The sequence below is a fragment of the Crocosphaera sp. XPORK-15E genome (assembly GCF_034931425.1).
In the GTDB taxonomy this organism is placed as follows: domain Bacteria; phylum Cyanobacteriota; class Cyanobacteriia; order Cyanobacteriales; family Microcystaceae; genus UHCC-0190.
In genome coordinates, this window is record NZ_JAYGHQ010000010.1 from 137,079 (window position 1) to 150,923 (window position 13,845).

At 39.1% G+C, this 13,845-nt stretch carries 17 protein-coding genes; 11 read left to right on the forward strand and 6 right to left on the reverse strand.

The genetic code is table 11. From position 1 onward, the window contains the following. Nucleotides 1-2 precede the first annotated feature (2 nt). Nucleotides 3-227 carry a type II toxin-antitoxin system HicA family toxin gene (locus VB691_RS12880; protein ID WP_323291900.1) on the reverse strand — a complete coding sequence of 75 codons (225 nt, stop codon included), beginning with the start codon at nucleotides 225-227 and terminating at the stop codon, nucleotides 3-5. Beyond that, nucleotides 224-463, reverse strand: a complete 240-nt coding sequence (locus VB691_RS12885; protein ID WP_323291901.1) for a type II toxin-antitoxin system HicB family antitoxin — start codon at nucleotides 461-463, stop codon at nucleotides 224-226. Before VB691_RS12885 ends, VB691_RS12880 begins: the two co-directional genes overlap by 4 nt. A gap of 480 nt (nucleotides 464-943) precedes the next feature. On the opposite strand from VB691_RS12885, the gene VB691_RS12890 reads away from it, so the two are divergent. From VB691_RS12890 to VB691_RS12910, 5 genes are all read left to right on the forward strand, one after another. After that, nucleotides 944-2,317: a CmpA/NrtA family ABC transporter substrate-binding protein gene (locus tag VB691_RS12890; RefSeq protein WP_323291902.1), complete on the forward strand. Its 1,374-nt coding sequence runs from the start codon at nucleotides 944-946 to the stop codon at nucleotides 2,315-2,317. 59 nt (nucleotides 2,318-2,376) lie between these two features. Continuing rightward, nucleotides 2,377-3,219, forward strand: coding sequence for a nitrate ABC transporter permease (ntrB, locus tag VB691_RS12895; protein WP_323291903.1), 843 nt, complete (start codon nucleotides 2,377-2,379; stop codon nucleotides 3,217-3,219). A 75-nt stretch (nucleotides 3,220-3,294) separates the two neighbouring features. After that, entirely contained in the window at nucleotides 3,295-5,304 is a 2,010-nt protein-coding gene (locus VB691_RS12900) for a nitrate ABC transporter ATP-binding protein (RefSeq protein ID WP_323291904.1), read from the forward strand. A 126-nt stretch (nucleotides 5,305-5,430) separates the two neighbouring features. Then, nucleotides 5,431-6,231: a nitrate ABC transporter ATP-binding protein gene (locus VB691_RS12905; protein WP_323291961.1), complete on the forward strand. Its 801-nt coding sequence runs from the start codon at nucleotides 5,431-5,433 to the stop codon at nucleotides 6,229-6,231. 403 nt (nucleotides 6,232-6,634) lie between these two features. Continuing rightward, complete coding sequence (locus VB691_RS12910) at nucleotides 6,635-6,838, forward strand: DUF6887 family protein (protein ID WP_323291905.1); 204 nt, start codon at nucleotides 6,635-6,637, stop codon at nucleotides 6,836-6,838. A gap of 56 nt (nucleotides 6,839-6,894) precedes the next feature. Here the strand turns inward: VB691_RS12910 and VB691_RS12915 are convergent, their stop codons facing one another. After that, on the reverse strand, nucleotides 6,895-7,086 hold the full coding sequence (locus VB691_RS12915) for a type II toxin-antitoxin system HicB family antitoxin (RefSeq protein ID WP_323291906.1): 192 nt from the start codon (nucleotides 7,084-7,086) through the stop codon (nucleotides 6,895-6,897). A gap of 339 nt (nucleotides 7,087-7,425) precedes the next feature. Here VB691_RS12915 and VB691_RS12920 point away from each other — a divergent pair, with 339 nt between their 5' ends. The 6 genes from VB691_RS12920 (at nucleotide 7,426) to VB691_RS12940 (ending at nucleotide 10,726) form a co-directional block, all read left to right on the forward strand. Further along, on the forward strand, nucleotides 7,426-9,108 hold the full coding sequence (locus VB691_RS12920) for an NAD(P)H-quinone oxidoreductase subunit 4 (protein WP_323291907.1): 1,683 nt from the start codon (nucleotides 7,426-7,428) through the stop codon (nucleotides 9,106-9,108). A gap of 290 nt (nucleotides 9,109-9,398) precedes the next feature. Continuing rightward, complete coding sequence (locus VB691_RS25855; RefSeq protein ID WP_416245075.1) at nucleotides 9,399-9,578, forward strand: DUF6888 family protein; 180 nt, start codon at nucleotides 9,399-9,401, stop codon at nucleotides 9,576-9,578. Next, nucleotides 9,575-9,778 (forward strand): DUF6887 family protein, encoded by a 204-nt coding sequence (locus VB691_RS12925; protein ID WP_323291908.1) that lies wholly within the window; start codon nucleotides 9,575-9,577, stop codon nucleotides 9,776-9,778. Before VB691_RS25855 ends, VB691_RS12925 begins: the two co-directional genes overlap by 4 nt. 49 nt (nucleotides 9,779-9,827) lie before the next feature. Then, a complete protein-coding gene (locus tag VB691_RS12930) occupies nucleotides 9,828-10,022 on the forward strand; it encodes a hypothetical protein (RefSeq protein WP_323291909.1) in 195 nt (64 codons plus the stop codon). A 73-nt stretch (nucleotides 10,023-10,095) separates the two neighbouring features. Beyond that, nucleotides 10,096-10,386: a nucleotidyltransferase family protein gene (locus VB691_RS12935; protein ID WP_323291962.1), complete on the forward strand. Its 291-nt coding sequence runs from the start codon at nucleotides 10,096-10,098 to the stop codon at nucleotides 10,384-10,386. Continuing rightward, nucleotides 10,376-10,726, forward strand: coding sequence for a DUF86 domain-containing protein (locus tag VB691_RS12940; protein ID WP_323291910.1), 351 nt, complete (start codon nucleotides 10,376-10,378; stop codon nucleotides 10,724-10,726). The genes VB691_RS12935 and VB691_RS12940 overlap by 11 nt, the downstream gene beginning before the upstream one ends. A gap of 62 nt (nucleotides 10,727-10,788) precedes the next feature. Here VB691_RS12940 and VB691_RS12945 read toward each other — a convergent pair whose 3' ends face one another. The 3 genes from VB691_RS12945 to VB691_RS12955 all read right to left on the reverse strand — a co-directional run bounded on the left by VB691_RS12945 (nucleotide 10,789) and on the right by VB691_RS12955 (nucleotide 13,489). Beyond that, nucleotides 10,789-11,481: a PEP-CTERM sorting domain-containing protein gene (locus VB691_RS12945; RefSeq protein ID WP_323291911.1), complete on the reverse strand. Its 693-nt coding sequence runs from the start codon at nucleotides 11,479-11,481 to the stop codon at nucleotides 10,789-10,791. A gap of 512 nt (nucleotides 11,482-11,993) precedes the next feature. Beyond that, on the reverse strand, nucleotides 11,994-12,227 hold the full coding sequence (locus VB691_RS12950; RefSeq protein ID WP_323291912.1) for a hypothetical protein: 234 nt from the start codon (nucleotides 12,225-12,227) through the stop codon (nucleotides 11,994-11,996). 101 nt (nucleotides 12,228-12,328) lie between these two features. Further along, nucleotides 12,329-13,489 (reverse strand): hypothetical protein, encoded by a 1,161-nt coding sequence (locus tag VB691_RS12955; protein WP_323291913.1) that lies wholly within the window; start codon nucleotides 13,487-13,489, stop codon nucleotides 12,329-12,331. Nucleotides 13,490-13,845 lie beyond the last annotated feature (356 nt).

Genomic DNA, 13,845 nt, shown 5'->3' on the forward strand with positions numbered 1-13,845 from the left:
CTTTAAAGATTATTCCATTCTTCTATACTTAATTTAGACTGATTAACAACAATATTATATAGTGTACCTTTAGGAATATCACTACTATGAATTGGTAAAACTACCATTCGACCATCAGAATGCTTTAAAACCAAATGACTACCTCGTTGATGGTGTTCTCTAAATCCTGCTTTTTTTAGTTTCCGTAGAGCCTTTTTAGCGGTAATAGATGATAAACGCTCACTCATGCTACTAACTCAATTAATAGCACAGTTCCCGTTGACTTTTTCGGACAACTTGGTATCGGTAAACCATCCATTTTTAAAGCTTCTAAATAAGCTAAAACTGCTTCAATAACATTCTGTTCCGCTTCTGTAAAATCTTTGCCAAAAGATGAAATATAATTTAAGTCTGGTACAGTTGCAATAACTGAATTTGTTTCAACATCAAAACTATATTCTACAGGAAACTCAAGACGATTCATTGTTTGATCTTTTTGTTCTAAGATTTATTAATACTTATGGCATTTTATCACATTTTATAGGCTATACGACTTAACTCGAATTCCTTCTACTTATTTCTATTGTAGGGGTCAACGGCCGTTAACCCCTACGGTTTTAATTATTGATACACTCCAGTTATAAGTAGAATAATAAAACAATATATTGAAAAAAGACATTTAAAAATCAAATAATCATAAAAGCCAATCTATACTTATGGATATGATTAGTTTTTTGTTATGGTTGACGAGTCCAAAAATAAGTTTTTTATAAAAAAGGGTGCTAAACTGATTTAACAAGTTGAGCAAATCAATAAAATTCATTGAGTAACCTCAACTGATCGCACTTATATAAAATATTAATATTAGTGCTAAAACTATTATTGTGTAAAGGTTTCAATCCTTTTTACCAATTATATATTCTTTCATTTTTCTGTGTAAAACTATTAGCAGGAGTATAGTTCTATGCCCGATTTTTCACCTTTGTCTCGTCGTAAGTTTTTGGTAACTGCCTCTTTATCCGCAGCGAGTGCAGTGTTATTAAAAGGCTGTTTAGGAAATCCTCCCGAACCCACGGCCAATAATTCCCCAACTACAACCCCATCCCCCGCAGGTTCGCCGTCAGCTTTAACTGCGGAAATGACTCCCGAAACCCCAAGCGCGAAATTAGGCTTTATTCCTATTTTTGAGGCTGCACCCTTGATTATTGCTCAAGAAAAGGGCTTTTTCGCCAAATATGGCATGACTCAAGTAGATGTCTCCAAACAAGCAAACTGGGGGTCAGCTAGGGATAACGTAGAAATTGGTTCAGCCGCCGGGGGTATTGATGGGGGACAGTGGCAAATGCCTATGCCTTACCTGATTTCTGAAGGGTTGATCACTAAAAATAATGCCAAAATTCCCATGTATGTGTTGGCTATGCTGAACACTCAAGGAAATGGCATTGCGATCGCCAAAAGTCAAGAAGGCAAAGGTATTGGTTTAGATGTCAGCAAAGCTAAAGACTATTTTGCTGGCCTCAAAAAAGAAGGTAAACCCTTCAGGGCAGCCTATACCTTCCCCAAAGTCAACCAAGATTTTTGGATTCGTTATTGGTTAGCGGCGGGAGGTATTGACCCCGATAAGGAAGTTAACCTGATGACTGTCCCTGCGGCCCAAACTGTAGCCAACATGAAGACGGGAAGTATGGAAGGATTTAGTACAGGTGATCCTTGGCCAGCCCGAATTGTCGGGGAGGGTGTTGGGTTTATGGCAGCATTAACGGCACAACTTTGGGCGTTTCATCCTGAAGAATATTTTGCCATGCGTGGTGACTGGGTTGATCAAAATCCCAAAGCAACTAAAGCCTTATTAAAAGGCATTATGGAAGCACAACAATGGTGTGATAAGAAGGAAAACCGTCCCGAAATGGCCAGCATTTTAGGCGGGGCCAAATATTTTAATGTTCCTGTTGATATTCTTGAACCGATGTTGTTAGGAACTTACATCATGGGCGATAACCAGCCAGAAATTGAAGACTTCCAAAAAGCAGCTTTGTATTGGAAATCTCCTCGTGGTAGTGTTTCTTTCCCCTATAAGAGTCTTGACCTTTGGTTCTTAACAGAAAGTGTGCGTTGGGGTTTCTTACCTCCTACAACCTTAGATAATAATGCTAAGGCTTTGATTGATAAAGTTAATCGTTCTGATATTTGGAAAGAAGCGGCCAAAGAAGCTGGTATTCCTGATGCAGATATTCCTACCAGTGACTCTCGTGGAGTTGAGAAGTTCTTTGATGGTAAAGAATTTAATCCAGATGATCCCAATGCTTATCTAAAGAGTCTGGCAATTAAGCGAGTGTAAGCCATCATTATTAACAAATTTTCATCTATAAACAACTAACTAATTGAGGATCAATCAAAATGGCAACTACGGTTAATACTCGACGCAAAAATGGCAATAGCAATAGTTCTTTTGCTAAATTTTGGAAAAAGAACTCTCAAAATATTCTGCCTCCCATTGTAGGAATTTTGGGGTTCTTAGTGGTTTGGCAATTATGTTCAATGATTGGATTAATTAAATTACCTCCTCCCAGTGATCTTTGGTTTAATGAACGTACCCGTATTTATTTAATATATCCCTTTTTTAATCGTGGGGGAACTGATGTAGGCTTATTCTGGCAATCTATGGCTAGTTTACAACGGGTATTAATTGGCTATACTTTAGCGGCGGTTGTGGGTATTGGTGCAGGAGTGTTTGTCGGGTTAAATAGTTTTGCAAATAAGGCGTTAGATCCTTTATTTCAATTCTTAAGAACTGTTCCTCCTTTAGCATGGGTTCCTATTGCCTTAGCTGCTTTACAACAAAACCAACCTGCTGCACTTTTCGTAATTTTCATTACCGCAGTTTGGCCCATCTTAATTAATACGGCTGTCGGGGTTCAACAAATTCCTCAAGATTACATAAATGTTCGTAAAGTTCTCCAACTTTCTCAGAAAACATTCTTCTTTAAGATTCTGATTCCTTCTGCACTTCCTTACATTTTCACCGGATTAAGAATTGCGATTGGTTTAGCTTGGTTAGCGATTATTGCAGCAGAAATTGTTATGTCTGGTATTGTAGGAATTGGCTTCTTTATCTGGGATTCTTACCAAAATAACTACATCAGTGACATCATTTTAGCCCTGATTTATATCGGTGCAATTGGTTTAATTCTTGACCGTTTTATGGCTTGGGTTCAAACCTTAATTTCTCCAGGTGAATAATTTTAATCCTGTAGAGACGTTTCATGAAACGTCTCTACAAAGACAATAATACACAATCAAAAATGAGGTAAAAAAATGGGTGTTTTTGTTGCAGCAGATAGCATTGATAAAGTCTTTCCTTTAACTGGTGGCGGTGAATATATTGCCCTCAAAGGTATTAATTTAGACATCAAAAAAGGCGAATTTATTTCTCTAATTGGTCACTCAGGTTGTGGTAAATCAACCCTTTTAAATATGATCGCCGGATTAGATTTACCAACAGAAGGAGTCGTTACCTTAGAAGGACAAAAAATCAAAAGTCCTGGCCCTGATAAGATGGTAATTTTTCAAAATTATTCCCTCTTACCTTGGTTAACCGTTTATCAAAATATTGCCCTAGCAGTTGATCAAGTCATGGGAGATTTTCCCGCCGCAGAACGAAAAGAAATCATTGAACAACAAATTAAGTTAGTGGGTTTAGGTCATGCGGTTGATAAATATCCAAAACAATTATCAGGAGGAATGAAACAACGGGTAGCTATTGCCCGCGCCCTCTCTATTCGCCCTAAATTATTATTACTTGATGAACCCTTTGGGGCTTTAGATGCTTTAACTAGAGGCAATTTACAAGAACAATTAATGAAGATTTGTGAAGAATACAAAATCACCTCTGTCATGGTGACTCATGATGTAGATGAAGCCGTCTTACTTTCAGATCGCATTGTCATGTTAACCAATGGGCCAAAATCAAAAATAGGCGGCATTTTAGAAGTTGATATACCCCGGCCTCGTAAACGGATGGAAGTAGTAAACCATCCCAGTTATTATAGTCTTCGCAGTGAGATTATTTACTTCCTCAACCAACAGAAACGTATTAAAAAATTACGGGCGAAAAAGACAGAAGCGACAGCCCGTCATGGCTTAGAAAAAGTCAATTTAGAAATTGGCTTTGTACCTCTTACCGCTTGCGCCCCTGTAATTGTTGCCCAAGAACGGGGATTTTTCGCCAAACATGGCTTAGATGAGGTAAATTTAGTCCGTGAAAGCAGTTGGCGGGGCATTGTGGACGGGATCGCCGGAGGTTACTTAGACGGGGCGCAAATGCCCGCAGGAATGCCCACCTGGTTAACCGCCGGAGGACACCAAGAAACCCCCTTACCCATCGTTTCCGCTTTAACCATGACCCGCAATGGCAACGGTATCACATTAGGACAGCCTTTCTATGAACTAGGAGTCCATACCGTCACCGACTTAAGACGAATGTTGCTCGAATCTACGGAAAAACGTCATATTTTCGGCATGGTTCACCCTTCTTCTGTTCATAACATCCTCTTACGCTATTGGTTAGCCGCAGGAGGCATTGATCCTGATAAAGATGTACAATTAGAAACCATTCCCCCGGCCCAAATGGTGGCGGATCTCAAAGCGGGAACCATTGACGGTTACTGTGTGGGTGAACCCTGGAATATGCGGGCCGCAATGGAAGGGGTGGGGTTTACTGTAGCGACAGATTTAGAAATTTGGCGGGGACATCCAGGGAAAGTCTTAGGAGTCCGAGAAGACTGGGCTAATACTTATCCCAATAGTCATATCGCCCTGGTGAAAGCTTTGTTAGAAGGTTGTCAATATTGCGCTGATCCGGCGAATCATGAGGATATTCGCCAATTATTATCTGGTCGTCAATATCTGAGTACGAACCCCGAATATATACAATTGGGCGACCCTAATAACTATAGTTGCAATTTGGAAAAAACCGTCGAATACGCCCATCATATGTTCTTTGGGGAAGGAATGAACCGTCCTAGTCGTACAGAACATTTATGGATGATGACACAAATGGCGCGATGGGGTCATATTCCTTTCCCTCGCAACTGGGTAGAAATTTTAGAACGGGTGTGTCGTGTTGGGGTCTTTAGTACCGCCGCAAGAGAGTTAGGAATGGGAGATATTAAGTATCGTCGTGAACCTATTAAATTGTTTGATGGTGTCACTTTTGATGCAGAAGATCCGGTTAATTATCTCAATGAATTAGCCATTAAACAGAACTTTACTATGGCTGAAGTTCATCTTGATGGGATTAAAACTCCTATTGTTGTTGCTGCTTAACCCCCCTTATATCCCCCCTAATAGGGGGGACTGGCCACCATCCACCCTACTATTAATACGGAGAAAACAATGCAAATGATCAAATCTCAAAACCCTAAAACTTTGAACCTGAAACCTCAACCCACTATGAATAATAATCTCTCTGTTGTTATTGAAAACGTCAGCAAAGTTTATCCTACTCCTAAAGGGCCTTATACAGTATTAAAAGATGTTAATTTAACTGTTAAAGATGGGGAATTTATCTGTGTGATCGGCCATTCTGGTTGTGGAAAATCGACCCTTTTAAATATGGTTTCAGGATTTGCCACTCCTACGGATGGATCAGTTTTAGTTAATGGTAAACCTGTTACTAAACCCGGCCCCGATCGCATGGTAGTATTCCAAAATTATGCTTTACTTCCCTGGTTAACCGTGTTTGAAAATGTCTATTTAGCGGTAGATGCAGTGAGTCCTGACAAGCGAGAAGTAGAAAAACGGGGTATTGTACGGGATCACTTAGCAATGGTGGGTTTAAGCGAAGCAGAAAACAAAAAACCGACGCAAATTTCTGGGGGGATGAAACAACGGGTTTCTATTGCGCGGGCCCTTGCTATTCGGCCAGAAGTGTTAATCTTAGATGAACCGTTTGGGGCGTTGGATGCGATTACAAAAGAGGAATTACAGGAAGAATTACTTAAAATTTGGAATGATCACCGTTGTACCGTGTTAATGATTACTCATGATATTGATGAGGCGTTATTCCTTGCTGATCGTCTCGTTATGATGACCAATGGCCCGGCCGCTGCGATCGGGGAAATTATGACTATTCCTTTCCCTCGTCCAAGAGATCGCGATCGCATTATGGAAGATCCCCAATATTACGATTTACGCAACTATGCTTTAGATTTCCTCTACAATCGTTTTGCCCATGATGATGATGCGGCCTAATCATTAATTAAACGTTATCTGCATGAGTTTGGGTGCGTTTTTAGCGCACCTTTTTTTATATAATAGGCGGAAGTTTAGAATTTAGCTTAGGTTGATAAAATGAAATTGCTGTATTTTCTACTCTATTAAGTAACCATTCAGGAATTTCAACCCATTCAATATAAATATCTGTTCCATATTCACTAACAATTTTAGTGCGATCGCCAATATTGTAGGGTGCGTTAACGAAGTGCGATCGCCAATCTTGTAGGGTGCGTTAACGAAGTGTAACGCACCTTATTTTTAATGGGGTCGTGATATTGTTTGATGCACTCTATTAAAATATGGGATAAGACTGTAACTTTAAGCAAAATAATAGCAATATAATAACTATTGATCCTGATGGAAACTGGAGATTTTTAACATGAAACCAAATTTTAAAACAATGAATAAATCTGAATTAAGAGCCTATTTTTTGCAGAATATAGAAGATAAAGAAGCGTTTTATGCTCTAATGGATCGATTAAAAACTAATGCACCAACAAAAACTTATCCTTGTCCTAATACTCCCGAAAATTTGGAAATAATGAAACAAGCTATTCGAGAAAAATTAGAGAAGTTGGAATAATTTATTGAAATCAATCTCTGGTGAAACTAAAAGAAATTGAGGGTTATGATGACTAATCAACTTGGTATTGGTAAACCATCCATTTTTAAAGCTTCTAAATAGGTTAAAATTGCTTCACTCACATTCTGTTCTGCTTCTGCAAAATCCTTCCCAAAAGATGAAATATAATTTAAGTCTGGTACAGTCGCAACCACTGAATTCGTTTCAACGTCAAAACTATATTCTACAGGAAATTCAAGACGCTTCATCGTTTTATATCCTTATTAATTTTTATTATCCATAATAACGCAATATTGAATTAAGCCTGATGATGGTGCATTACATTTCATTAACGCACCCGACAAAAATTGAATCACGATGACTCTTATATTGACAATTCTCTATTGTATCTATTGATGCGGTTTAAATCTATGTATATTCACTGTGATCAACCCTAATATACTTAACAAAATTAAGACACCTCAATTTAGACATAAATTTAATTTAGTTTTATTAAGTAAACCATCAGAAAAAAATATTAATAAAACTTCATAAAGTCTGATACAATACTTTGAGAAATCTAAAAAATAGTTTTTTGATATAAAAACATGATAACCGCCCAATTTCCTTGGTTAACGGCAATTATCGCATTACCACTTCTTGCTGCTTGTGGTATTCCCCTATTGCCCGATAAAGATGGTAAGTTAGTCCGTTGGTATGCCCTAGGAGTGGGTCTTGCGGATTTTATCTTAATGTGCTATGCCTTTTGGACGAATTACGATATCAGTAACTCCAGTTTTCAACTTGCTGAAAAATACCCTTGGTTGCCCCAAATTGGACTAAGTTGGGCTGTTTCCGTCGATGGAATCTCCATGCCTCTGGTTCTCTTAGCGGGACTGGTAACAACCCTTTCGATTTTTGCCGCCTGGCAAGTAGATCGCAAGCCCAAATTATTCTATTTTTTAATGTTGCTGTTATATTCAGCCCAAATAGGCGTATTTGTCGCTCAAGACTTATTATTACTCTTTATTATGTGGGAATTGGAGTTAGTTCCCGTCTATCTGCTGGTTTCCATCTGGGGAGGTCAAAAACGACGTTATGCAGCCATGAAATTCCTGCTCTACACGGCAGCCGCGTCTATCTTCATTTTAATCGCCGCCTTAGCTATGGGACTCTATGGAGGGGGTCAGATGACCTTCGATATAGTGGAACTAGCGACTAAAAACTATCCTTTAGCCCTAGAATTACCGCTTTATGCTGGACTATTAATCGCCTTTGGCGTTAAATTAGCCATTTTCCCCTTTCATACTTGGTTGCCCGATGCCCACGGGGAAGCTTCCTCGCCCGTTTCGATGATTCTGGCGGGAGTATTACTGAAAATGGGAGCCTATGGCTTAATTCGCCTGAACTTAGAAATGCTCCCGGAAGCTCATGTCTATTTTGCGCCCATCTTAGTCGTTTTGGGAGTAATTAACATTGTTTACGGCGGTTTTGCCTCCTTTGCCCAATCCAACATGAAACGCCGTCTCGCCTACTCCTCCGTGTCTCACATGGGGTTTGTGTTGCTCGGTATTGCCTCCTTTAGCGATATTGGTATCAGTGGTGCGATGTTGCAGTTAATTTCCCACGGATTAATTGCGGCGTTATTATTCTTCCTTGCTGGTGTCACTTATGATCGCACCCATACGATGTTTTTAGACGAAATGGGCGATATTGGACAAATAATGCCCAAAGTCTTCGCCCTCTTTACCATCGGTGCCATGGCTTCTCTAGCACTACCTGGAATGAGTGGTTTTGCTAGTGAAATTTCGGTTTTCGTCGGAGTAACGAGCGGTGATGTTTATAGCTCTATTTTTCGCACTGTTACCGTGTTTTTAGCGGCGGTAGGACTGATTTTGACCCCCATCTATCTGTTGTCGATGTTACGACAATTGTTCTATGGTTCGGATAAGGCCTTAACCTGCGGATTGGTAGATACCCAATCTCTCAAATCTGGGGAAGAAAACGCGGTCTGTTTTGGGAATAGTTGTGTTTTACCAACAGACGCAGATTTTAGCGATGCCAAACCCCGTGAACTCTTAATTGCTTTTAGTTTCATCGTCTTAATTATTGGTATTGGCTTTTATCCCAAGTTCTTTACCCAAATGTATGATGTGAAGACAGTGGCAATTAATGCTCAGGTTCGTCACTCCTATCAACAAATTGCTGAAATTAATCCTGATGTTTATGCCTTTTCCCCCAAAATTCAAGAAGTGTCTGAATTGGCATCAACTTTAGATCTGTCTCATTAATCAGTTAATTAGGGCAGAATGAACATATAACCATTTTGCCCATGACAATGATACTGCTCAGAGCAAGTTGGCTCGTTGAACCAAGAATTCCCGTCCTTCCCATAATTATGGCCAGTGCGGTCGCTGATCTTGTAGGGTGCGGAAACGTGCGTGTAACGCACCTTATTTTAATGGTGTCGTCATGTTGTTTGATGCACTCTATTAAAATATGAGATAACACTGTAATTTTAAGCAAGATAATAGCAATATGCTAAAATAAAGCAGTTAAAACTTTTAAGAAGGAGTAATCTATTTTTCCAACCGTTGAACAGTGTATAAGTTGTGTTCAAGTTTGTCTTGACTTAACAGGATTTTATATTCCTGTTTATTTAGTAAGATTAGATGAACGAGATCACCGATTAGTTATTCTAGCAGGAGAAGAACTAGAAATAACAATTGATCCTGATGGAAACTGGAGATTTTTAACATGAACCCGAATTTTAAAACAATGAATAAAGCTGAATTAAGAGCTTATGTCTTACAGAATAGAGAAGATAAAGAAGCATTTTATGCTTTAATGGATCGATTAAAAACTAATCCAACAACAAAAACTTATCCTTGTCCTAATACTCCCGAAAATTTGGAAGTAATGAAACAAGCTATTCGAGAAAAGTTAGAAAAATTGGAATAATTTAGTTGAAATTAATCTCTGGTGAAACTAAAAGAAACTGGGGGTTATTATGACTAATCAATCTTGTATTCCTGGCCTAGAAACGAGAACTAAAAGCGTGAATAAATGGCGAGAAGCTTGTCGAAAATTGGATTTAGTTACATTAAAATTTGATGAATTAATTGCCATGATAGAAACCGATTTACGTCATCAAAGTTTAGAGAGACTTCAAGATAAACAAGGTAAAAGTGAGTCAAGGGAGTAGCTTTTTGCGATAATTTCAGAATTAGGAGATAGTACCAAGACTAAAGTATTAATAGTGCATTAAACAAATGACAATGAAACGGAATGAGGTACTCGAAATTATAGCTGAAAACCGAGAACAATTAGAAAAACTAGGTGTCAAATCTTTATCTCTATTTGGTTCGGTAGCAAGGGATGAAGCGCGTCTTGATAGTGATGTAGATTTATTAGTAGAATTTAATCATCAAGGTGGCTTATTTCAATTATTGCAAGTGCAATATTATTTAGAGGATATTCTGGGATGTTCTGTTGATTTAGGAACTCAAGATGCCTTAAAAGAACATTTACGAGAACCTGTCTTAAAGGATGTGATTCATGCCTTCTAGAAAGTGGCAACTGCGTATTCAAGATATTTTAGAATCTATCTCTGAAATTGATAGACGTACTAAAGAAATAAGGTTTGAGGACTTTATTAACAATGAAATAATGGTCAAATCAGTTCTTTATGACTTTATTATTATCGGTGAAGCCACCAGAAATATTCCTCCTGAAATTCAATCTCGCTACCCCCTTATTCCTTGGCGTTTAATGGTAGGAATGAGAAATGTAGCAACCCATGAGTATTTTCAAGTAAATTTGAGTAGAGTTTGGGCAACCATTAAAGAAGACTTACCTGCATTAGTGCCACAATTACAGAAAATATTAGAAAATGAATCTGAAAATTAATTTATAAAAAACCCCCTCAACTCACTTAAATTAAGGGGGAATCAGTTATATTAAAAAGCAAATTAGCTAACTTTTGTGGTTTCTTTTTTTTGTTTTTGACGTTTTGATAATAACCCCATTCCCCCCACTAGGAATAACCCAACAATTGCAGTGGGTTCGGGAACGGAAGCAGCCGTCGGGAAAATCACTTGTGCATTCCCTGGTGTGTTAATATCGATGGTGTAGGTTGAGACAAAGCCAGTGGCGGGTGGGTTGCTGAATTGGGTAGCAACGACGATATAGTTGACCCCTGCGGTTAAGGTCAAGCTATTGCCATTATTACTCGGTAACCGACTACAAGAAAAGCTGGGACTACAACCTATACCACCACTTAAGAAATCATCGTCTCCAGAGAGAATATTGCTCAACGGATTCAGGGGATCAAAGCTATCCTGATAGAGAAACAGGTAGCCATCCGCAGTAGGGTTGGCATCTGCGGGTGCTCCAGAACTGGGTTGCCACCGTCCAATGATTTCGTATCCAGAACCCGTCGTATCAACGGTAAAGGCTTGGGTTTGAAAGGGAACAGCAGTAGAAAATTGAGCCAAACCTGTTGGGGGATCACCGGCATCAGGACGGTTAAAGGTGGGTTGTCCCGTGAGATCACCGCTATAGGAAAAGGTTAACGCCATCGCTGCAGAAGGAGCAAGGAGAGCAACCAAAGACGTTACCCCTGCAACGGCTACAGCCGAAAGGGAAGATTTTTTAAGGTTCATCGTAATCAAAAAAAATTTAAAGTTCGCAACGAAGTCTAACACGGGGGGGGAGGGAGTCAAGTTCGATCTCGCGGGAGAAGAACTAGAAATAACAATTGAACCTGATGGAAACTAGAGATTTTTAACATGAAACCGAAATTTAAAACAATGAATGAATTGCAATAATAGAAGCTGATTTACGTCATCAAAGTTTAGAGAGACTTCAAGGTTAAAAATGAGTCAAAAGAATAGTGTGATCGCCGATCTTGTAGGGTGCGAAAACGTGCGTGTAACGCATTTTATTTGTTGTTTTCGGTGCATTCCACATACCAGCTTACTGTTCAACAATTGACAATGAACAATGGACAATTGACAATTACCTCTACCTAAAAGGTAGAGGATTGAAAATAAGGAAAAATTTTTTAATTTCTCCCCTTAAAAGAGGAGGTTTTAAACCAAATTAACCAATTGTCAATTGTCAATTGTCCATTGTCCATTGATAAAAAGTCTTAGCTTTCTTAGTTAAAACAACTTTATACATCAGTTCTAACGTCTCGCCAATCAGTCAATTCCCCTTGTGCAATATCTTGTTTAGCTAACTCGATATCTTCTAACAAATTAGGAATATCTAACAATTCTGCTGTTGCTTCTTCTCTTTCTTGTTCTGCTAGATTAGTGATGAATTGATAGACCAGTTCTAGGTTAGCTTCAGATAACTGATCCACATATTCATTAAGAGACGTTTTGAGACTTTGAACCTTTGACATAAGTCAACATATAAGCTAATCATACTTTAACATTCTAATATGGGAGCAACGCGAAAAAGTTACTCCCTCTCTGCTTGCCTTAGCATCACATAATTAGGCACTTATTTAGATAATCGAGGCAAAAAGCCCGGTAAATCAACCTTAGCTTTGGCCGCTTCATCCTTCTTGCTACGATCAATACTAAAACTAAAGGGAACTGGACTATGAATGATTAATGATTGGGGTATTGAAACAATCATGCTGGAGGAAGGGAGAGGATCAACCGCTTTTTTGACAGTCTCAATAGGCCGTGAGTCCATTTCCTGATCACTTGTATCCCCAGATGAGTTCACCTCAACAGTTTGATTTTCAACGATTTCAGAGGAATCTGCTGTCAGGGAAAATAACTGTTCTAGAGTTTGATCAATGGGATCTACCGGGGTTTCTGGGGTCGAGGACTGAGATTTAGATAATCCTTGCTCCGTAGGGGTTTCCGGTTGACCTGACCAGGGTTGAATTGGGATAATTTTAGGGGTTAAGGGAGCAACAGAAGCCGTCGGTGTCGTAATCGTCTGGGTCTTGGCTTTTCTCGCACAATTGCTTAAACACTCATCCAAGGCAGCTTTATACTGTAGGGTGTAACGTTGCTGTCGTTGGAGACGGGTCTGTAATTCCTTGACCTGCCGTTGAGTCACCATTAGCTGATTAGTCTTATCTTGAGATTCTTCTTTGAGCAAAGCACATTCCCGTTCGAGTTGAGCAAAGGTTTCTTGAATGGTTCTCAATTGTTGTTGTAAGGTTTGTATCTGAAATTTTTGACGTTGGCTCTCTTTTTGAGACAATTGAAGTTGTTCTAGTAGGTTACTATTTTGGGCCTGAGTCGTTTGGAGTTGGGTGGTTTGCTCACTGGTGAGAGACTCAGTCTGATGCGATCGCCTCATCTGCTCTTGAAGTTGTTGCCGAGAGGCGGCTAAGGCCTGCTCTAATGTAACAATGGTATCGAGTAATTCCCGATTTTGTCCCCGTAGTTTCCGAGCCAAGTTAAACCAGTCTCGGTTGAGGGGAGAATCTTGATCCTCTACAATAGATACGGCGATCGCTTCTGTTAATGGTATAGTTGCCCCTACTACATCGTCCGGCAGGATCTCAGGGTTAATCGCTTCTTGGTTAGGGGGATCAAACGTGGGAGCATTCGGCTCAAACTCGCTGGAGAAAGGCTGCTCAGGATGATAGTTACCCATAGGAATATAACTTAAATTTAGCTCTAATGATATAGATGGCATGGAGAGAGATTTAGTTTCTTAATCTGATCAATCTTTTGTTCACAGAAAGTTTCGGGCCAATGTCAAAGTGATTAATTAGCTGAGCTATCCCTTAAAAATGATAAATTCCTTATGACTATTCGGTATTTTAGTAATTAAATAATCTAAATTTTTAACAATCTTCTACTGTAAATATTTGATGTATAATGTGTAGAGGTACTCGACAAGTCCTGATCTCAAAAAACTCTCAATGATGTTAGTGTGGAAAAGTGACTCATTTACCTTTTTCTGTCTAAGTCCCTGGTCAGAAATTATCATTCCTATGTTAAGAACTATTACTAACTTAACAGTAGGGTCTTTTCTATTTAAGAGGTAAT